Below are 18,785 nucleotides of genomic sequence, written 5' to 3' on the forward strand. Positions count from 1 at the left end.
CGCTGACTTTCGTACCCGTGCGCGGTGTGGTGTCGAGTCGACGATCAGCTCATGCAAACGCTCTCCGCAGCAACGGGATCCGCATACCTAAGTCCCGTCGGAAGGCCGTCCATGACTCGCAGCGCATCCCGCTGGCGACATGTCGCGGCGTTGCTCGCAATCACCGGCCTCGTCGCCGCGTGCCACGGGGGTGCCAGCGACGCCATAGACGGCGGCGTCATCGATGCGGTGAACACCAGCATCACACTGGTCGCCTACTCCGTCCCGGAACCGGGGTGGAGCAAGGTGATTCCGGCGTTCAACGCATCCGAGGAGGGACGCGGTGTGCAGGTGATCACCTCCTACGGCGCCTCCGGTGACCAGTCGCGCGGCGTGGTGGCCGGCAAGCCGGCGGACATCGTCAACTTCTCGGTGCAACCCGACATCAATCGACTGGTCAAGGCCGGCAAGGTCGCCGCGGACTGGGATACCGAAGCGGGCAAGGGCATCCCGTTCGGGTCGGTGGTGACCCTGGTGGTGCGCAAGGGTAACCCGAAGAACATCAGGAATTGGGACGACCTGTTGCGTCCGGGCATCGAGATCATCACCCCGAGCCCGCTGAGTTCTGGTTCGGCGAAGTGGAATCTATTGGCGCCGTACGCCGTCAAGAGTGGCGGCGGCCGCAACCCGCGGGCCGGCGTCGATTTCATCGACAGCCTGGTGCGCGACCACGTCAAACTTCGTCCCGGATCGGGCCGGGTGGCAACGGACGTCTTCATCGAGGGCAGTGGTGACGTGCTGATCAGTTACGAGAACGAGGCCATCGCGGCCGAGCGCCAGGGACAGGCGGTGGAGCACGTCAACCCGCCGCAGACCTTCAAGATCGAGAACCCGGTAGCGGTGGTGAGGACCAGCCCACACCTCGATGCGGCCAGGATGTTCAAGAACTTCCAATACACCTCGGTGGCGCAACGGTTGTGGGCTGAGGCCGGCTTCCGCCCGATCGACCCGGCCGTCGCCGCCGATTTTCGTAACCAGTTTCCGGTACCGGTGAAGTTGTGGACGATCGCCGACCTGGGCGGCTGGGGAACCGTCGACGCGCAGCTGTTCGACCGCAACACCGGCAGCATCACCAAGCTCTATCTGAAGGCGACCGGATGACAGCTACTCTGCCTCGTCCTCCCGTGGTGGTGCCGAAACCGCCTGGGAGCACCCCCCTTCGGGTCGGTGTCGCCACGTTGTGGCTGTCGGTCATCGTGCTACTGCCGTTGGCCGCGATCGCCTGGCAAGCGGTCGGCGGTGGCTGGGAGCATTTTTGGCTCGCAGTCACTTCGCACGCCGCCCTGGAGTCGTTCAAGGTCACGTTGATCATCTCGGTCGTTGTCACCGTGCTGGACGTGATCTTCGGTGTCCTGGTCGCCTGGATGCTGGTGCGCGACGACTTCGCCTGGAAAGGCTTGCTGGACGCGGTCATTGACCTGCCGTTCGCGCTACCGACCATCGTCACCAGCTTGGTGATGCTGGCTCTGTACGGTGCGAGCAGTCCGATCGGCCTGCACCTGCAACACACCCCGCCCGGCGTGGCGATGGCGCTGGCCTTCGTGACGTTGCCCTTCGTGATCCGTGCCGTCCAGCCGGTCCTGCGTGAGATTGATCGGGAAGTCGAAGAGGCCGCGGCATCACTGGGCGCGGGCGGACGGAAGGTTTTCACCTCGGTGGTGTTGCCGGCGTTGCTACCGGCCATCCTGTCCGGCGCGGGTCTGGCGTTCTCGCGGTGCATCGGTGAGTTCGGTTCGGTGGTGACGATCGGCGGGGCGGTACCGGGCAAGACCGAGGTGTCCTCGCAGTGGATACGCGCCCTGATCGAGAATGACGATCGCACCGCGGCCGCTGCGATATCCATTGTGCTGCTGTCTGTCTCGTTCAGCGTGCTGCTGATCCTGCGGATCATCAGCGGCCGCACCACCACGCGCGAGGAGCAGGCCGAGTGACCACCTCGACCTGGGCCCGCTACCTGATCCGCTACGTGGGTTCGGGCTACATCGTTGCGATGCTGATCGTCCCGGTGTCGCTGATCCTGTGGCGGACGTTTCGGCCCGGCTTCCATCAGTTCTACGTCTGGATCACCACACCGGCGGCCATCTCGGCGCTGCAGCTGTCGCTGCTGGTGCTGGCGATCGTGGTGCCGCTCAACGTGATCTTTGGAGTACCCACAGCAATGCTGCTCTCCCGCAACAAGTTTCGTGGCAAGGGGGTGTTGCAGTCCATCATCGATCTGCCGTTCGCGGTATCCCCGATCATCGTCGGTGTGGCGTTGATCTCCGCGTGGGGATCGGCCGGCGCCCTCGGCTTCATCGAGCGCGATCTCGGCTTCCGGATCATCTACGGCGTGCCCGGCATCGTGCTGGCCAGCATCTTCGTCACCCTGCCGTTCATCGTGCGCGAGGTGCAACTGGTGCTCAACGAAGTGGGCACTGAACAGGAACAGGCGGCGGCAACGCTGGGATCGAGCTGGTGGCAGACGTTCTGGCGCATCACGTTGCCATCCATCCGCTGGGGCCTCACCTACGGCGTGGTGCTGACCGTGGCGCGCACGCTCGGTGAGTTCGGCGGGGTCATCATGGTGTCATCCAACCTGCCGGGCAGCACCCAGACGCTGACGCTGCTGGTCAATGACCGCTACAACCGCGGGCATGTCTACGGCGCCTACGCGTTGTCGACCCTGATGATGGGCGTTGCCATCGCCTTCCTGATCGTCAAGGTGATCCTGTTCATTCGCCGGAAGCGGAGTGCCGACGGCTGAACTGCATGTCCAGGCTGCGCAGGTGGGTCTGCAGCCCGGCGTCCTGCACCGGGATCAGGTGTGCCGGCGCGCCGGACTCGTTGTAGTGCGCGTGCCACATCCCCGGTGGGGTGGTGAAAGCCCCACCGGCCTGCCAGTCCACCCGGATCGGGTCGGCGATCTGACCGCGGTCGTCGAGCCGAGTGCCCAGCAGCGTGTAACAACCCGGCTGGGCGTCGAGAATCAGGTCCAGTGCCACCGACTGGTGCCGGTGTGGGCGCTGCTCCCGGCCGGGCGGCAGCACGCCGAACATCGCCCACAGCACATGCGTCAGGGTCAACGTCTGCTGCTGCTCGGCGTTGGCCAACAGCACGCTCACCCGGTTCTTGTTGTTGGCCCCGGGCTGCGCGGCGATCTGCTGGAGTTCGGCGACGGCGTCCGCGCGACGGAACTTGGTGGGGCGGAACCGCGCCTCGGTAGCCCGGACGCCCAGATACCGCAGCAGCGGCTCGTCGTGCACCCAGTACATCGCCGCGTCGGCGTCGGCATAGAACACCGTGTGCGCGCCCGCGGGCAGGGTTAGAAAGTCGCCCTTTTCCCACTGGACCAGCCGGCCGTCGACCGCCGCCATGCCGCGCCCGTACAGGACGTAGTACAGCTGCGAGGTGGCGTTCGGGTTTGTGTCGATCTGCTCACCCGCCCGGATCCGCACGAAGTTGGCCAGCAGCGCCGGGCTGGTGGCGTCACCGGTCGTGATGCCCATGTCACCGGAGAGGTCCAGCGGGATGATGCCGGTGGGCTGGTCCTGGTACAGCTGGGAGCTGAACTGGGCGATCGGCACCCGAGGGGTGTGCCCGGAGCCGATGGGGTCGGCGGCCTGGGTGTACTCGAAGTAGCGGGCGTCATCGGCCCAGTCCTCGAACCTGCCCTCGAATCCAAACTCGGCGACATCGGCCATCGGTGCCGGGATGGTGGGGTCCAACGTGTCTGCCGTGATTGTCATGGCTTCGCGTCTCCTTCTCGACTACTTATATTCAAATCGTATCTATCATGTATCTAAGATGCAAGCGGAGGTCGCCGCTACAGTCGGGATACGACTTAGCCGCAAGGAGGACGGCATGGCGTTGGAGACGGCCCGCGGGCCGGGCGCTGCCAAGGATCGAGCACTGGACTACGTGAAGTCCCGGGTGCTGACCGGGGCATATCCCGGCGGCGAGTTGATCAGTGAAGGGGAAGTCGCCAACGCGTTGGGCATGTCGCGGACGCCGGTGCGCGAGGCGTTTCTGCAACTCGAGGCCGCGGGTCTGCTGCGGCTGTATCCCAAGCGGGGCGCGCTGGTGGTGCCGGTGTCACCGGACGAGGTGCGCGGGGTGCTGCAAGCCCGGCTCGTGCTGGAAGACTTCGCGGTGGGTGCGGTCCTGCAGCGGGGTCCGCAAGCGGGTGCCGCACTCTACGAACAGCTTTCGGAGGAGTTACAGCGGCAGCGTGAGGCCGCCACCGCGTCGCGGCTGGCGGACTTTCTGGAATCCGACCGCGCCTTCCATCAGCTCACCCTGGACGCGGCGGGCAACTCGATCCTGGCCGGGTTCTACTCGACGTTGCGGGACCGCCAGATGCGCATGATCGGTGAATCGGCGCGTGACGGCCAGCGCCTGGTCAACATCATCGGCGAACACGAGCGAATCGCGGCCGCGCTGCGCGAGGGCGATCTTGAGATTGCTCGCGAGGCGGTGCGTGCCCACCTGGCCAGCACCACACGCGCCCTCGGGTTGCGCTAAGCGCGGAGCGAATAGCGCGCCGGCGGTGTGACATCGTGAGGCTATGGCGAAGCTGCAAGGACGACGGGTTGCCGTCACGGGCGGTGCGCAAGGGATCGGCCGCTCGATCGGCGAGGCGCTGATCGCTGCGGGCGCCAAGGTTGCCCTCGGTGATGTCCAGGAAGCGTTGGTGCACCAAACCGCATCCGAATTGGGTGATGCCGCAACGGGTTACCACGTCGATGTGACCGATTCGGTGAGTTTCGAGAGCTTCCTGAACCGGGCGGGCGAAGACCTTGGCGGGCTCGACGTACTGGTCAACAACGCGGGCATCATGCCGATCGGACCGTTCCTCGACGAGAGCCCGAAAGTCACCCGGCGCACCATCGAGATCGACGTACTAGGGGTGATGACCGGGACGCGGCTGGCTGGTGCCCGTTTCGCCCAACGCGGATCGGGCCACATCGTCAACATCGCTTCGGTGATGGGCACATTGGCATCGCCCAATGCGGCCACCTACTGCGCGTCGAAGTACGCGGTGGTGGGCTTCAGCGAGGCGCTGCGTCAGGAGTGGCGGGGCAGCGGAGTCAAGATCTCGGCGATCTGCCCCGGTTTCGTGCGGACCGAACTGATCGCTGGGATGTCTGCACCGGCAGCTTTGGAGCCTTTCCTGGTGGTCAACCCGCAGGACGTCGCCGCCGCCGTCGTTGCGGAGCTGGCCAAGGGGGCGTCGCGCACGGTGTTCGTGCCCAAGCTGGTCGGGCTGGTGTCGCGCGGCAGCACCGTCCTGCCGGCTTCCGTCGTCGACGCCGCTTTCCGGTTGTCGGGTGGTAACAAGGTCACCGCAGAGTTGGACCGCGAGGAACGGGCGTCGTATCAGGCGCGCATCGAAGATCAGGAGTAGCGATGGGAGACACCAACACGCGTATCGAACTGACTGGACTGCGAGGAGTGCCGGAGACCGCCCTGAGCGCGGCGCTGGTCGCCTCCCTGCCGGTCAACGAGGCGCCCGCACCATGGGAGTGCCGCTGTTCGGCGCTGCTGTGGCTGGGTCGCGGCGGGCGCGCCGCTGCTGCCGCGTTGCCGCCCGCCCTGGCCGGCAGCCCGGCGCTGGCCACCGTCGGCGGGTTCGTCCGCTACACCGACACACCGGTCGGCGCCTACGACGAGGTGCTCGGCATGATCGCGTCCCGTACCGGCGTTCGGCCGTGGGGCAACGTCGCCTTCATGTCGGTGAATTCCGAGTCCAGCCTGGTCGGCGGCCGCACCAACTGGGCGATGCCCAAGACGCTGGCCCGCTTCGACGGAGAACTGGCCAACGGGGGACTGATCATCGGCAACGGCCTTGACGAGGTGTCGTGGACGGTCAGCGCGACCCCGCGAATCGCCGGGCCGGCTATCCCGCTGAAGACCAAGGCCACCGCGCGCCAGGAGTTCGCCGACGGCCGCGTCGGTGATTCGCTGCTGACCTTCTCCGGCCGGATCAGGCCCGCGTTCATTACTGTGGGCGTCTCCTCGGCCGGACCATTGCCGACGTGGCTGCGTCCCGGGCTACATCCGGGCGCGTTCGTCGAAGACGCCACCTTCACCTTGGGTGAACCCAGCTTCCGTTGATGCCGGGCTAATCCATCTCGCCGTATTCGTCGAACCAGTGCGCAAGCTTGCCGCGTCGGCTGACCGCACGGAGGCGAGCCTCGGCGGCGGCCCGCGTCTTGCTCGTGGTCACGATCAGGAGTTCGTCACCGCTCTCGATCCGGGTGTCCGGCTCGGGGACGAAGGTGTGGCCGTCCCGGATGATCAGGGTGATGACGGCCGGATCGGGCAGGCGCAGCTCCAGGATGGTGACGTTGTGCAGGCGGGACGGCTTCTGAACGGTCATGGTCAGCAGTTCGGCGTCCAGCATGTCCAGCGGCGCGGCTTCCACCTGGATTTCCCGGGTGGCTTCGCGCGAGATCAGGCCCAGAACACGTGCGATGGGCCGCAGGCTCGGGCCCTGGATGAGGGTGAAGACAAGCACCAGCACAAATACGATGTTGAGCAACCGCCCGCTGCCGGCCACCCCGGCGACGATGGGGAACGTCGCCAACACGATTGGCACCGCGCCGCGCAGCCCGGCCCATGACAAAAACGCTTGATCGCGCCACGGAATGCGGAACCAGACGAGCGTGCCCACGACCGACAGCGGGCGTGCCACCAGCAGCAACACCAATCCGATGACGACCGCCGGGACCACGTCGCCGGCCAGCTCGCTTGGGTCGACGAGCAGCCCGAGCAGGACGAACAGCCCGATCTGCGCCAGCCAGCCGACCCCCTCGGCGAACGATCGGGTAGCCGAACGGTGCGGCAGCCCCAGGTTCGCCAACACCACCGCGGCCACATACGCGGCGATGAAGCCGCTGGCATGGGCATCGCCGGCGGCCGCGAACGCGACCAGCCCCAGCCCGAACGTCGCGATCGGATACAGCCCGGACGCGGGCAGTGCGATGCGGCGCAGCCCGAAAGCTCCTAGATAGCCGACCATCAATCCGATCGCAGTGCCCGCGACCAGCTCGTATACCAAGTCGATGGCCGCGCCCTCCGGCTCAAGCACGAACGGCACCACGCTGAACATCAGCACCAGGATCACGCCGGGCGCGTCATTGAATCCGGATTCCGCCTCCAGCAGCCCCGCCAGGCGTCGCGGCAACGGCAGCACCCTCAGCACCGAGAACACCGCCGCCGCGTCGGTGGAAGAAATGATGGCACCCAGCAGCAGCGCTAACTGCCAGTCGAAATGCAGCAGCACGTGGGCGCCGACCGCGGTGACCAGCGTGCTGATGACCACCCCACCGGTGGCCAGCGCGGCGGCGGGCGCCAACACCTTGCGGATGTCGCTGAAGCGTGTGGTCAAGCCGCCCTCGACGAGGATGACGGCCAGCGCCGCGGTGCCGACGTTTCTGGCCAGCACCACGTCGTCGAACTGCAGACCCAGCCCGTCTTCGCCGATCGCCACCCCGACCAGCAGGAACAACAGCAGACTGGGGAACCCCACGACCGTGGCCACGCGGGTACCGACAATGCTGGCCAGCAGCACAAGGCCGCCGATCGACAAAGTCAGGTACAGCTGCTCGAGGGTCATTTGGTTCCAGTTCACACGCGACCGCGACAGCGATGGCTGCCACGGCTTGTACGGACGGGGGCGCCGACTTCGGCGTGCTGTCATTAGATCAGCCCGGTCCCACGGCCCGCCCGGTGCACAGTCATACGCAAAGATGGGGTGTGGCCAAGCGGAAGTTGCGGATCGGGATTGCCGGCGCCGGCAATGTCGGCCGTTCCGTCGCGCAAGAGTTGCTGGACGCCGGGCACAAAATCCTGCTGATCGAACGGCAGCGACGCAATTTCGAGCCGCACAACGTTCCCGATGCCGACTGGCTCTATGCCGATGCCTGCGAAATGTCGTCGTTAGAGGAAGCCGGCGTGCAGACGTGCGATGTGGTGATCGCGGCGACCGGTGACGACAAGGCCAACCTGGTGGTGGGCCTGCTGGCCAAGTCCGAGTTCGGCGTGCCCAGGGTGGTGGCCAGGATCAACGACGTCCGCAACGAGTGGCTGTTCGGCCAGTCGTGGGGCATCGACGTCGCCGTCTCGACGCCGGGTGCCATGGTCGCCGGCATCGAGGGCGCCATCGACGTCGGCCACCTGGTCCGGCTAATGGGACTGCGCGAGGGCCGGACCGCCCTGACCAAACTGACCCTGCCCTCCGACAACCCACTGGTCGGTCAGCAGGTGGCGGAGCTGAAGCTGCCGAAGAACACCGGCCTGGTCAGCGTGGTACGGGGTGACGCCGTGATGGTGCCTGCTCCCGAGGACGTGCTGGAGGCCGGCGACGAAATGCTCTTCATCGCCGACAACGCGCGCGAGCGCGCCTTATGGGCGGCGATCAACCGGGCCAGGCGCGCTCGGTTGCCGATCAACCCGCCTTAAGCTGGCGCGGTGTCCGTCGCCCTGCTTCGCGAGATGTTCGACCGCATGGTCGTCGCCAAGAACGCTGACCTGATCCAGCACTACTACCACGCGGACTTCGTGATGACCTCCGACGGGCTCAGCCAGGATTTCCCCGCGTTCCGGGACAGCCACCGGAAGCTGTACGCGACCGCCATCACCTACGCGGTCGAGTATGACGAGGCGGCCTGGGTGGAAGCCGCCGACAAGGTTGCCGGACGGGTATGGATCACCACGGCAAGGCCTGGAGAGCAGCCCACCCGAATCGAGGTCGTGCTCATCGCCGCCTACCGTGACGGGCGGATCCACCGAGTGTGGGAGACGACCTGGCCGAGCTGGCGCACCGCGGCGGCATTCGAAGGTTACTGAGAAGCAGGTCAGCCGAGGCGGCGCAGCAATTCGGCCGCCGCGTGCCGGCCGCTGAGCAGCGCCCCGTGGACGGTGGCGGGGTTGTCCGCACCCACGGCCTCGCCGGCCAGATAGAGGCGGTCACTGACCGGTTCCTGCAACCGACGACGGTCCTCGGGTCCGGAACCGGGTGCGTGGTAGGAATACGAACCCAGGGCATAGGGGTCGACGGTCCACTTCGAGGATCGGACGTCGACGAGGTCGGCGCCGAACAGCTGCCGGGCGATGGGCGTCGCTGCGGCCAGCAGATCGGCGGGCGGCGCGGATTCCACGTATCGCCCGGTGCGACCGGGATTGAACGCCAACACAATCGGTCCGGCCGCGGCGGGCAGGGTGAACCATTGCGCCCACCGATTCTCCGTCGCGCCCAGATACTGGTAGAAGGCGTTCTCCCGATCCCAACTACGTTGGCGGACGCGGAAATAGCTCTTGGACAGCACACCGAATCCCAACGCGTTCACGGCATGCGTGTGTGCCTCCGGCAGGGGCGGGTCGAAGGTGATCGCTCCGGATTTCAGCACACCGAGCGGCACCGTGACAATGGCCGCGGGTCCCTGGAATGTCCTGGCGCCGGCTCGCACGGCTATCGAGTTACCTTGTTGCACAACCGAATTGACAACAGTATTAAAGACGATCGGGAGGCGCTCGCCCAGCGAGCGCGGGAATGCGTCGTAACCGCTGGTGACCACGGACTGCGGGCCGCCGGTGTAGCTGCCCTGATCGAATGTGGTCACCGAGAGCTGGTCTGCGTCGGCGGCGTACTCGTCTTCGATCTCGGTAGTGACGTAGTAAGCCAGCTCGGCGCGTTCCCGGTCGGAGAGTTCCTCGCGGTCGGCCTGCGCGGCGACGGCGGTACCGAGGCTGCCGCCGACGGCCTCCTCACGTGCGTCGGACACCAGGTCGCGCCACGTTTTGGCGTCGAAGGTGATCGGCTGTAAGGCCGGGTCGATCGCGAGTTTGACCGGGTGGTTGTAGTCGGTCGGCACGAGCTGGGCTTGCACCTTGTCGGCCAATTCCAGCAGCGGGTTGTTCGTGGTGCCATGAATCCACGACGCGCCCATTTCCAGCGGTGTGCCCCACTCGCGATTTGTGTCGATCCGCCCGCCGATCCGGTTGCGGGCCTCGATGATCCGCACCGGCCATCCCGCGTCGGCGAGGCTGCGCGCCGCTGCCAGCCCTGCCATGCCGGCACCGATGACCAGGACCGACTTGTCATCCACCGGACGCGGTGCACACCCCATGCCCAGCGCGGTACCCGCCACAACGGCACTGGCTGCCAAGAAGTCCCGGCGGGACATGGGGGACACGCCTGTCAGGGTCCCACATGCCGTTACCGTTTTGTGTTCTTGGAATGCGATTGGCCGCACATCGCGTGCGGGTAAACTCGCGGGACACCGGAGGGTGGCAACGGAGCCGCCGAGGGGGGAGCGACGATGAGTGCTCGAAAGTCCACTGACCGTGGCAGATCGGGCCACCAGCTGCCCGTCGACTTACCGCCCAGCCGCATCCTTTCGGTCCGCGCCGCCGATGGCACCCCGCTGCACGCGGAGGTGTTCGGGCCGCCGGACGGCTACCCGATCGTCCTGACACACGGCATCGTCTGTGCCATCCGGGCCTGGGCCTATCAGATCGCTGATTTGGCAACCGAATATCGCGTCATCGCGTTCGATCACCGCGGCCACGGCCGCAGTGGCGTGCCGCGGCGCGGCGGCTACAGCCTCAAACACCTTGCCTCCGACCTCGATTGCGTGCTGGATGCCGCACTCGCCCCGTACGAGCGTGCGGTGATCGCCGGGCATTCGATGGGCGGCATGACCATCCAGGCCTGGTCGGAGCGCTACCGGCACAAGGTCGCGCGGCGGGCCGACGCGGTCGCGTTGATCAACACGGCGAGCGGGGACCTGCTGCGCCAGATCAAGTTGTTGTCGGTGCCCAGGGGGTTGTCGCCGGCCCGCGTGCTGGCCGGCCGCACCCTGATCAATGCCGTTGGGGGACTGCCGCTTCCGGCTCTTGCCCGGATACCGAGCCAGCACCTGGTGGCGATGATGGCGGTCGGGGCGGGCACCGATCCGGCTACTGCCCGGCTGGTGTATGAGCTCTTCGAGCAGACCTCCCCGGCCGGACGCGGCGGTTGCGCCCGCATGCTGATGGCCGAGGTTGGGTCGCGCTACCTCAACCTCGACGGCCTGACGGTGCCGACCCTGGTCATCGGCAGCCAGCGGGATCGGCTGACACCGATCAGTCACTCCCGCCGGATCGCTCGCGACGCACCGAATGTTATCGGTTTGGTCGAACTTCCCGGCGGTCACTGCTCGATGCTGGAACGGCCGGCTGAGGTCAACCGGGAACTGCGTGGCCTCGCCGAATCCGCGATGGCCCGGCACGACCGCTTCCGGCTGATCAGCTCATAGCATTGCCGCCACTTCGGCGGCGGCGCGCTGGCCGGACCTGACCGCGCCGTCGAAGTACCCGGTCCAATTGTCAGCCGTCTCGGTGCCGGCCCAATGGATGGGGCCGACCGGTGCGCGCAGCACCCGGCCGTACTTCGTCCACGAGCCGGGCGGCACCGCGGCAGTCGGACCGCCGGGAGCGAATTGCTCTGCGCCCCAACGGTGGTCGGCATAGTCGAGGGGTTGGAGTGCTTCGTCCCCGAACAGCGCGGCAAAGCACTGCAGCGCTTTGCCGCGGCGCTGATCGGGGGACAGCGAGTCGAAGCTGCGGGAATCGACGAAACCCAGCAGCAGGCCGGGGCCGTCGGGGTGCGGACTGAGGTCGAAGGTGATGAAGACCGGGCCCTGGTCGGACAAGGACTGGCCGGAGAACCCGCTCTTTCGCCAGAACGGTGTCGGGTACGCCGCGTAGGCCTTGCTGAGCCGGCCCTGGGGCCAATTGTGGGCGAGTTGCTCGTATTCCGGAGGCAGTGGCGGATTGAACTCGATGGCGGCCCGATGGGCGGGCGGGACGGCCACGATCACAAAGCCGGCCTCGACCTGGCCTTGCTCGGTAGTGAGCGTGACGCCCGAGCCGTGCCGGTCGATGCGACGGACCGGTGCGTTGAGCAGCACCCGGTCGCCCAGTTCGGCGGCCACGGCCAGCGCGATCTGCTGGGTGCCGCCCGGAAAATGGTCCTCCTGCGCGCCGTTTCGGGTATCCAGCAGACGGTTCATGCCGCCGGCCGCACGCACGTAGCGGGCGGCGTGCAGCAATGACACGTCCTCGGGCTCACATCCCCAGGTCACGCGCGTCATGATCGCCATCAGGTCACGCGAGGAGGCGGTGGCGCGGATCAGGCGCAACCACTGAGCCAGTGACACCTCGTCGAGTTGCTGCGCCCGCCGCGCAGTCCAGGGTGCCGCTACCGGCACGGTGCGAGCGATCCGCTCGAACTGCCATTGCAACCGCGCGATGTCGAGCAAGCCGAGCAGCGAGAGCCGTGGGATGGTGCCCCGGTAGGGGCGCGAGGAGCCGCGCCAGCGGATGACGTTCTTGCCCTCGTGGTGCGTCGGTGTGGTGGGGATCCGCAGGTCAGCGGCGAGGGCTTTGACGGCGTCCTGGGTGGGGCCGACGAACGAGCCGCCCAGGTCGATGGGCAAGCCGGCGACGCTGCCGGTAAGCGAACGCCCGCCAACGCGGTCGCGACCTTCGAGTACCAGCACGTCGTGACCCTGCTGCGTCAGTTCGCGAGCTGCGGCAAGCCCGGCGAAGCCGGCGCCCACCACGACGACATCGACAGTCCGCGGGGGGGTTGTCACGTCCCCTAGTCAACAGCATTAAGCAGGTTCCGTACTGTACTTTTTTGCCCCGTCGTCCCCCGGCCACGTATCTGAGGTAGGCGCGTTGAAAGTCTTCACCGCTTTGTATGGCCTTGCCGATGCGGCCGAACGGGCCCGTGAGCTGCGCGACGCCGGCGCAAGCGGCGTCGCCACCTTCGAGGGGCCGCATGACGTGTTCGCTCCGTTGACGTTGGCGGCCACCGTGGGCGGACTGGACCTGATGACCAATGTGGCGATCGCGTTCCCGCGAAATCCCATACACCTGGCGCATCAGTCCAACGACCATCAGTTGCTCAGCGGCGGGCGGTTCACCCTGGGACTCGGTACCCAGATCCGGCCGCAGATCGAGAAGCGATTCGGCGCCGAGTTCGACCGCCCGGTGGCGCGGATGACCGAGTTGATCGCGGCGCTACGCGCCATCTTCGAAGCGTGGAACACCGGTGGCCGCTTGGACTTTCGCGGCGACTACTACCGGCACACGCTGATGACGCCGACCTTCAATCCCGGCCCGAATCCCTATGGGCCACCGCCGATTTTTGTAGGCGCCCTGGGTCCCCGGCTGACCCGGGCCACGGCCGAACATGCCGACGGCCTGCTGGTGATGCCGTTCGGCTCCAAGCGGTTCCTGCAGACGAACACGCTGCCCGCGGTGCGGGCGGGCCTAAAGGCCAGCGGGAGGCGTGCCGAGGACTTCAGGATCATTCCCGAGATCATCGTGTCGGCCGGCGATACCGAGGAGGCTTTGGAGCGGGCAGCCGCCGGTACCCGTCGGCTGCTGGCCTTCTACGGGTCCACCCCCGCGTACCGTCCGGTGCTCGCCGCTCATGGTTGGGAGGACCTGCAGCCCGAGCTCAACGCGATGTCCAAGCAGGGCCGCTGGCAGGAGATGGCCGGGCTGGTCGATGACGAGATGATGCACACCATCGCGGCGTGCGGCACCCCCGCCCAGATTGCCGCGCACATACGCGACCGCCTCGACGGGGTCGCCGACAGCGTGTTCCTGTATCAGGCGGCGCCGATCGGCCTGTCCACGATGGCCGAGATTATCGACGAGCTCAGGCACGATGGTGGCGACCCGCTTCGCCCGCCACTACGGCGCAACGGTTAGCCAGTCGGCGAAGCCCGACGGGTCGTGCCGGCCCAGTGCGCCGTGCTCATACAGACCCCAACCTTCGACCGGATCGGCATCGCCGTCGCGGCACACGGCCCGACCGACATGGTCGATCACGCCGAAACCGGAGCGGCCGATGATCGCGGGATCGGTCATGTTGTAGGTGAGCCGTTCGACGAACTTCTCGCCCTTCCAGATGCCGTGCAGCCAGTCCGAATCGCCGCCGTAGCCGCCGCCGACATGGATCGGCACCGGCAATTTGGACTCCACGTCAAAGTGGATCGGGGTGCCGTCGGGCCGCGTCGCGTCGATGGTCGCCCCGGTCGGGATCCGGGTGCCCGAACGATAATGAATCTTCACCCGCGGCCAGCCCAGCTGCTCGACCCGGCCGTCGCGCCACACCCGGGTGCAGTCGTTGAGCGAGCGGAATCCGTTTGGCTCCTCCTGGATGATCAACACGATGGCGAAGTCGTCGAACGCGATCGGCACGTATAGCCACCACATGCCCTCGAACGGCGGATCGGCCGGACGCCCGGCGGGTTCCGGTTCGCCGATCGGGCGGATGCCCCAGGATCGGTCCCGGCTGCCGATCCACCGGGCTGGGTCGACCTTGATCTCCTCCCCGTCGACGGACAGCTGCCCGCTCCAGCTGCCCAGCTGGGCGAAGCGTTGCGCGTTGAGCGTGACCCGGTTGCCCGAGCGCAGGATGTGCGGCTGTTCCTGGACGACGTCGAACAACCCTTCCCAGGTGAGATCGGCTGCGATTCCCTCGGTTTCGTCGAGCACGATGCGCAGTTTCCGCAACGGCTCGATGACCTCCACCCGGTAGCCGCCCACGTGTTGGTGCAGCCGGTCCTGGTCGATCGCGTCGGACAGGTGCACTGCCGTCTGAGTGTCGCCGCGCCTGATCAAGAGGAACGCGTCTTTTACACCCAGGTTGGGGTAGTAGCCGATGCCGGTGATCACAAAGATGTCACCGGTGCGGTCATGGGCGTTGAAATAGGAGCGGTCGTAGAAGTTCCGGTCCGAGGAACCAGGCCAGGCGATCGGCTGAGGGAGCTGGTGAACCGGGTACTCGTCGAGTGGGCCTAGCATCACTGATCCTCTCCAATAAAGCGTTTCATCAATCCGGCGTGGTAGAACAGCGATTCCACGTCGTCGGGCTTCTCGGCTTCGCCGAAGTGCACCCGCCGCGCGCCGGTACGCATGAACACGCAGGCCCACATGACTCCCGAATACGCGTAGAACCAGCGCAGATCGTCGAGATCCACACCGGTGAGTTGCCGATACGTGGCGCGGACGTCCTCCTCACGCATCACCTGCGGCAGGCCCGGTAGCGTAGCCAGGTTGGCCAGTTCCTCAAAGACCTTGTGCGCGTAAATCATCCAGGCCACATCCAGTTCACGCGGGCCCAGTGTCACCATTTCCCAGTCCAGCACCGCGACGGGCTCGAAGTCCCGGTATAACACGTTGCCCACCCGTGCGTCGCCCCACAGCAGGACGGGTTCGCGGGCGTCGGCATCCGTGGGCCAATTGTCCTGCAGCCACTGCAGACTGCGTTCGACCAGTGGCGAGCGGCCGATGTCTGGGACCGCGAACTCGTACCAGGACTTCACCCAGTTGAAGTGTCTGCGCAGCGCGGTGTCACCGGTGAGTCCCTCGGTGAGGAAACCAAATGTCTTCTCGGCCTGGGGGATCGAATGCAAGTTGGCCAGTACCGTCACGCTGGCGTCCTGTAGCTTGCGCTGCTGATCGGCGGGCGCATCGGCAAACCAATTGCCGCCGAACGTATATGGCATGACGTCCGGCGGCACCACGCCGTCCACGTAATCCATCAGGAAGAACGGCGCGCCAAGCACGTCCCCGGTGTTCTCGATCCAGCGGACCCTTGGGACCGGGACGTCGGTCAGCTCGCCGACCTGACGGATGACTTCGAATTGATGGTCGAGGCGATAGGTGGGGAAGACCGGTACGTCCTGGGTGGTCGGCGCCACGCGGGCCACCAGCTTCTCCTCGTGGTCCTCCCACCGGGCGGTCAAGATGATGGTTTCCGAGGACATGCCCGTCGAGTCCACACCGCTTTCCACGGTGACCTCTGGGGCGACGGGGAGCACGGTCGACAGCCAGTGGGACATCAAGCTCGGGACGGTGGCGGTGTCGCGGCTCGAGCGTTGCATGCGGCCTATCTCTTCGACCGCCGGTTCATTGGCCACGATGCTTCCTTTGCGGGGTAATTACGATACGGTAGGTAGCGTTATGAAAGCAGACCCGTCTACCCTTGACAAGGCCCCCGGTGCCGGCCGGCCCCGGGATCCGCGTATCGACTCTGCCATCCTTGCCGCGACGGCGGAACTGCTTGTGGACATCGGCTATTCAAGTCTGAGCCTGGCCGCGGTCGCCGAACGTGCCGGGACCACCAAGTCGGCGCTGTATCGCAGGTGGTCCAGCAAGGCCGAGTTGGTGCACGAGGCGGCCTTCCCGGTCGCACCGACCGCATTGGTGGCGCCCGCCGGCGATTTCGCCGCCGATATTCAGATGATGATCGAGGCCACCCGCGACGTGTTCACGACGCCGGTCGTGCGCGCCGCACTGCCGGGGCTCGTCGCCGACATGACCGCGGACGCCGAGCTCAACGCCCGGGTCATGTCCCGGTTCGCAGACCTGTTCGCCACAGTGCGAATGCGACTGGCAGAAGCCGTGGAGCGAGGGGAGGCGCATCCCGATGTCGACCCGGACCGGTTGATCGAATTGATTGGAGGAGCCACGATGCTGCGCATGCTGCTGTACCCGGACCGCAAACTCGACGATGCCTGGGTGCAGCAGACCACCGCCATCATCGTGCACGGGGTCACTCGATGACGGCGGCGATCGTCACCGGCGCCAGCCGCGGGCTGGGACGGGCGATCGCGCTGGCATTGGCGTCCGAGGGTGTAGCAGTGGCCGTGGCGGGCCGTACGGAAGCGGTCTGGGATGACCGGCTGCCCGGCACTATCGGCGAGACTGTTGCCGACATCGAGGCGGCGGGCGGACGGGCGGTGGCCGTGCGGGCCGATCTGACCGAGCGCGACGACATAGTCCGGCTGGTAGATACCGCGCGAGACATGTTGGGCCCCATCACGATACTGATCAATAATGCCGCCTTCACCGCACCCGGGCGTCCTGGCGCGCAGCCGCGTCCCAAGCCTGCGACGCCCAAGTCGAAACCAGGTTGGCCCGGCTTCGTCAGCACACCGCTGTCCGCCTACCGCCGGCATTTCGAGATCTCGATCTTCGCCGCCTACGAACTCATGCAGCTCGTCAGCCCTGACATGATCACCGCGGGCGGCGGCTCGATCATCAACATCACTTCGGTCGCATCGCGTCTGCCCGGCGACGGGCCCTATCCGGACCGAAGCGCCGGCGTGCTGCCCGGCTACGGAGGCTCCAAGGCCGCGCTCGAGCATCTGACCCAATGCGCCGCATACGATCTCGCGGAGTACAACATCGCAGTGAACGCGCTTGCGCCGTCCAAGGCGATCATGACGCCGGGGTTGTCCTACTACGCGCGCAGCTTCGACGAAGTCAGCTCGGCCGTTGAATTCGCCCAAGCGGCAGTGCAACTCACGCGGGTGGACCCCGCCGTGGTGACCGGGCGCACTATCGGGCACCTGCAGGTGCTCGATGGCACCTTCACACCGTTCAGCCTCTGATCAGGCGGCGTGACGGTTGATCAGCGTGATCGCGATGCCGGTTTCGACTTCGCTGATATCGACTCTGGGGTGGCCGGGCACGGGTGGGGCCGTCGACCGATAGTGGGCGCCGGTGGGGGTGGTGTACTGCGCGCTGTGGCGGCCCTCGCTGGTGCCGGTAGTGACCTGCCAGCCAGGCGCTTCTTTGGTGTAGTTGCACAGTTCGCATTGCCCCTGGCCGTTGTCGGCGCTGGTCTTGCCGCCGCGCCGCCAGGGTTGGGCGTGGTCGCGGTGGCGGATGGGGGCGTCGCAATAGGGAGTGCGGCAGGTTTGGTCGCGTAACCCGATGAACCGGGCGAGGCCGCGGGGGAAGGTGCGGCTGCGGGATTCCATGGCGACCAGGGCCCCAGTGCCGGGCCGGGCATAGAGGCGGCGCAGGCTCGCCCGGGAGCGTCGATCGGTCAGAGCGTTGTCGATCATGGTCCGGGCCACTTCGGCGGGGATGGGTCCGTAGCCGTCGAGCAGGGCGGGGCTGGTGTCCTGGCCGAGCAGAGCGGTATCGGAGATCACCACGCTGACCGCGACGGGGGCGGCCGCGTCGGCGGGACAGCCGGTGATTCGCTCGACGACGGTGTCCGCCATGACCTGGCCGCGGGACCGGCCATCAAAGGTGGTGTCGGCGATGCGCCGCAGCGTGGCGTACACCCCTACGCCCTGCGCGACTGGCAGCAGAACCGACACCCAGCTCATGGTGTCGGGGGCGGGCCGGATGGTCACGGTGCGGTCCTGCGGAGCCTTGGCGGCACGATCGACCACTGCGTGCGGGTCGCGCCGGTAAGCGATGGCTTTGGCTTCGGCCGTCAGGCGTTTGTCGCCCTTGCCCGTGAGCTTGTCGAGGTCGGCGCACATCTCGCGGTCCAGGGCGCGGCGGTCTTCGGCGTCCAGGCAGGCCGATTCGCGCACGATCAGGGTGGCCCGCCATTCGGAGAGCGCTCCACATTCCAGGGCGGCCAGCGTGTACGGCATTTCGTGGACAAGCGCATTGGCCAGGCCCAGGTGCTGGCCCCCGCGGACCGGAGCATCGCGCCGGGCCAGGGCGATCTCGCTGGCCAGACCACGGCAGCGTTTGGACGCCGGCACCCCGGCCGCGGTTTCGGCGGCTCGCCGGGCGGTGGCCAGTGCCGCCGCCGCGCGGGCCTGACCCGCCGCCGCCGCGCTTTTGACCTGCTCCAACGCAGTGATCCGGGCGACCAGTTCGGCTTCGCCCGCCACCGGGGAGATCGACGCAAGTTCCGCTAGTTCGAACATATGTTCGATAATACACCG

Annotated in this window: 19 protein-coding genes; 12 read left to right on the forward strand and 7 right to left on the reverse strand. The window is 66.9% G+C overall.

Annotated features, from left to right (window positions below):
- Positions 1–111: 111 nt before the first annotated feature.
- From BN972_RS04760 to cysW, 3 genes are read left to right on the forward strand one after another with little or no spacing between them, the layout of a single operon-like run.
- A complete protein-coding gene (locus BN972_RS04760) occupies positions 112–1,140 on the forward strand; it encodes a sulfate ABC transporter substrate-binding protein (protein WP_036353466.1) in 1,029 nt (342 codons plus the stop codon).
- On the forward strand, positions 1,137–1,970 hold the full coding sequence (cysT, locus tag BN972_RS04765; protein ID WP_036353469.1) for a sulfate ABC transporter permease subunit CysT: 834 nt from the start codon (positions 1,137–1,139) through the stop codon (positions 1,968–1,970). Before BN972_RS04760 ends, cysT begins: the two co-directional genes overlap by 4 nt.
- A complete protein-coding gene (gene cysW / locus BN972_RS04770; protein ID WP_036353472.1) occupies positions 1,967–2,782 on the forward strand; it encodes a sulfate ABC transporter permease subunit CysW in 816 nt (271 codons plus the stop codon). Before cysT ends, cysW begins: the two co-directional genes overlap by 4 nt.
- On the opposite strand, the gene BN972_RS04775 is transcribed toward cysW, so the two are convergent.
- Positions 2,751–3,764 carry a cupin domain-containing protein gene (locus BN972_RS04775; protein WP_036353475.1) on the reverse strand — a complete coding sequence of 338 codons (1,014 nt, stop codon included), beginning with the start codon at positions 3,762–3,764 and terminating at the stop codon, positions 2,751–2,753. The two genes, cysW and BN972_RS04775, sit on opposite strands and share 32 nt — an antisense overlap.
- A gap of 115 nt (positions 3,765–3,879) precedes the next feature.
- Between BN972_RS04775 and BN972_RS04780 the strand changes: the two genes are divergently transcribed.
- From BN972_RS04780 to BN972_RS27570, 3 genes are read left to right on the forward strand one after another with little or no spacing between them, the layout of a single operon-like run.
- Positions 3,880–4,539: a GntR family transcriptional regulator gene (locus BN972_RS04780; protein WP_036353477.1), complete on the forward strand. Its 660-nt coding sequence runs from the start codon at positions 3,880–3,882 to the stop codon at positions 4,537–4,539.
- A gap of 43 nt (positions 4,540–4,582) precedes the next feature.
- Positions 4,583–5,422, forward strand: coding sequence for an SDR family oxidoreductase (locus BN972_RS04785; protein ID WP_036353480.1), 840 nt, complete (start codon positions 4,583–4,585; stop codon positions 5,420–5,422).
- Positions 5,423–5,424: 2 nt separating this feature from the next.
- Positions 5,425–6,132, forward strand: coding sequence for an acetoacetate decarboxylase family protein (locus BN972_RS27570; RefSeq protein WP_051545053.1), 708 nt, complete (start codon positions 5,425–5,427; stop codon positions 6,130–6,132).
- A gap of 7 nt (positions 6,133–6,139) precedes the next feature.
- Here the strand turns inward: BN972_RS27570 and BN972_RS04795 are convergent, their stop codons facing one another.
- Positions 6,140–7,636 (reverse strand): potassium/proton antiporter, encoded by a 1,497-nt coding sequence (locus BN972_RS04795; RefSeq protein ID WP_036353482.1) that lies wholly within the window; start codon positions 7,634–7,636, stop codon positions 6,140–6,142.
- Between the two features lie 155 nt (positions 7,637–7,791).
- On the opposite strand from BN972_RS04795, the gene BN972_RS04800 reads away from it, so the two are divergent.
- Together BN972_RS04800 and BN972_RS04805 are read left to right on the forward strand one after the other, a co-directional pair.
- Positions 7,792–8,481 (forward strand): potassium channel family protein, encoded by a 690-nt coding sequence (locus tag BN972_RS04800; RefSeq protein WP_036356554.1) that lies wholly within the window; start codon positions 7,792–7,794, stop codon positions 8,479–8,481.
- 9 nt (positions 8,482–8,490) lie between these two features.
- Positions 8,491–8,868: a hypothetical protein gene (locus tag BN972_RS04805; protein WP_036353484.1), complete on the forward strand. Its 378-nt coding sequence runs from the start codon at positions 8,491–8,493 to the stop codon at positions 8,866–8,868.
- Between the two features lie 8 nt (positions 8,869–8,876).
- Here the strand turns inward: BN972_RS04805 and BN972_RS04810 are convergent, their stop codons facing one another.
- Positions 8,877–10,214 (reverse strand): flavin monoamine oxidase family protein, encoded by a 1,338-nt coding sequence (locus BN972_RS04810; protein WP_036353486.1) that lies wholly within the window; start codon positions 10,212–10,214, stop codon positions 8,877–8,879.
- Positions 10,215–10,340: 126 nt separating this feature from the next.
- On the opposite strand from BN972_RS04810, the gene BN972_RS04815 reads away from it, so the two are divergent.
- A complete protein-coding gene (locus BN972_RS04815) occupies positions 10,341–11,318 on the forward strand; it encodes an alpha/beta fold hydrolase (RefSeq protein WP_036353489.1) in 978 nt (325 codons plus the stop codon).
- Here BN972_RS04815 and BN972_RS04820 read toward each other — a convergent pair.
- Positions 11,313–12,659, reverse strand: a complete 1,347-nt coding sequence (locus BN972_RS04820) for a flavin monoamine oxidase family protein (RefSeq protein ID WP_036353492.1) — start codon at positions 12,657–12,659, stop codon at positions 11,313–11,315. The genes BN972_RS04815 and BN972_RS04820 overlap by 6 nt on opposite strands.
- An 85-nt stretch (positions 12,660–12,744) precedes the next feature.
- On the opposite strand from BN972_RS04820, the gene BN972_RS04825 reads away from it, so the two are divergent.
- A complete protein-coding gene (locus BN972_RS04825; protein WP_051545055.1) occupies positions 12,745–13,788 on the forward strand; it encodes a TIGR03617 family F420-dependent LLM class oxidoreductase in 1,044 nt (347 codons plus the stop codon).
- Here BN972_RS04825 and BN972_RS04830 read toward each other — a convergent pair.
- Together BN972_RS04830 and BN972_RS04835 are read right to left on the reverse strand one after the other, a co-directional pair.
- The gene (locus BN972_RS04830; RefSeq protein WP_036353495.1) at positions 13,771–14,886 is read right to left on the reverse strand and encodes a hypothetical protein; all 1,116 of its coding nucleotides are present in this window, start codon (positions 14,884–14,886) and stop codon (positions 13,771–13,773) included. The genes BN972_RS04825 and BN972_RS04830 overlap by 18 nt on opposite strands.
- On the reverse strand, positions 14,886–16,004 hold the full coding sequence (locus tag BN972_RS04835) for a phosphotransferase family protein (protein WP_036353498.1): 1,119 nt from the start codon (positions 16,002–16,004) through the stop codon (positions 14,886–14,888). Before BN972_RS04835 ends, BN972_RS04830 begins: the two co-directional genes overlap by 1 nt.
- A 43-nt stretch (positions 16,005–16,047) precedes the next feature.
- Here BN972_RS04835 and BN972_RS04840 point away from each other — a divergent pair, with 43 nt between their 5' ends.
- Positions 16,048–16,650, forward strand: coding sequence for a TetR/AcrR family transcriptional regulator (locus BN972_RS04840; protein ID WP_036353501.1), 603 nt, complete (start codon positions 16,048–16,050; stop codon positions 16,648–16,650).
- Positions 16,647–17,480 carry an SDR family NAD(P)-dependent oxidoreductase gene (locus tag BN972_RS04845; RefSeq protein WP_036353503.1) on the forward strand — a complete coding sequence of 278 codons (834 nt, stop codon included), beginning with the start codon at positions 16,647–16,649 and terminating at the stop codon, positions 17,478–17,480. The genes BN972_RS04840 and BN972_RS04845 overlap by 4 nt, the downstream gene beginning before the upstream one ends.
- Here the strand turns inward: BN972_RS04845 and BN972_RS04850 are convergent, their stop codons facing one another.
- Positions 17,481–18,767: an HNH endonuclease gene (locus BN972_RS04850; RefSeq protein WP_036353506.1), complete on the reverse strand. Its 1,287-nt coding sequence runs from the start codon at positions 18,765–18,767 to the stop codon at positions 17,481–17,483.
- Positions 18,768–18,785 lie beyond the last annotated feature (18 nt).

This window comes from Mycobacterium asiaticum DSM 44297 (assembly GCF_000613245.1).
GTDB classification, from domain to species: Bacteria; Actinomycetota; Actinomycetes; order Mycobacteriales; family Mycobacteriaceae; genus Mycobacterium; species Mycobacterium asiaticum.

Coding starts and splice junctions, on each gene's coding strand:
- BN972_RS04760 (WP_036353466.1), top strand. CDS start 112: ATGACTCGCAGCGCATCCCGCTGGCGACATGTCGCGGCGTTGCTCGCA.
- cysT (WP_036353469.1), top strand. CDS start 1,137: ATGACAGCTACTCTGCCTCGTCCTCCCGTGGTGGTGCCGAAACCGCCT.
- BN972_RS04775 (WP_036353475.1), bottom strand. CDS start 3,764: ATGACAATCACGGCAGACACGTTGGACCCCACCATCCCGGCACCGATG.
- BN972_RS04780 (WP_036353477.1), top strand. CDS start 3,880: ATGGCGTTGGAGACGGCCCGCGGGCCGGGCGCTGCCAAGGATCGAGCA.
- BN972_RS04785 (WP_036353480.1), top strand. CDS start 4,583: ATGGCGAAGCTGCAAGGACGACGGGTTGCCGTCACGGGCGGTGCGCAA.
- BN972_RS27570 (WP_051545053.1), top strand. CDS start 5,425: ATGGGAGACACCAACACGCGTATCGAACTGACTGGACTGCGAGGAGTG.
- BN972_RS04795 (WP_036353482.1), bottom strand. CDS start 7,636: ATGACCCTCGAGCAGCTGTACCTGACTTTGTCGATCGGCGGCCTTGTG.
- BN972_RS04815 (WP_036353489.1), top strand. CDS start 10,341: ATGAGTGCTCGAAAGTCCACTGACCGTGGCAGATCGGGCCACCAGCTG.
- BN972_RS04830 (WP_036353495.1), bottom strand. CDS start 14,886: ATGCTAGGCCCACTCGACGAGTACCCGGTTCACCAGCTCCCTCAGCCG.
- BN972_RS04840 (WP_036353501.1), top strand. CDS start 16,048: ATGAAAGCAGACCCGTCTACCCTTGACAAGGCCCCCGGTGCCGGCCGG.
- BN972_RS04845 (WP_036353503.1), top strand. CDS start 16,647: ATGACGGCGGCGATCGTCACCGGCGCCAGCCGCGGGCTGGGACGGGCG.
- BN972_RS04850 (WP_036353506.1), bottom strand. CDS start 18,767: ATGTTCGAACTAGCGGAACTTGCGTCGATCTCCCCGGTGGCGGGCGAA.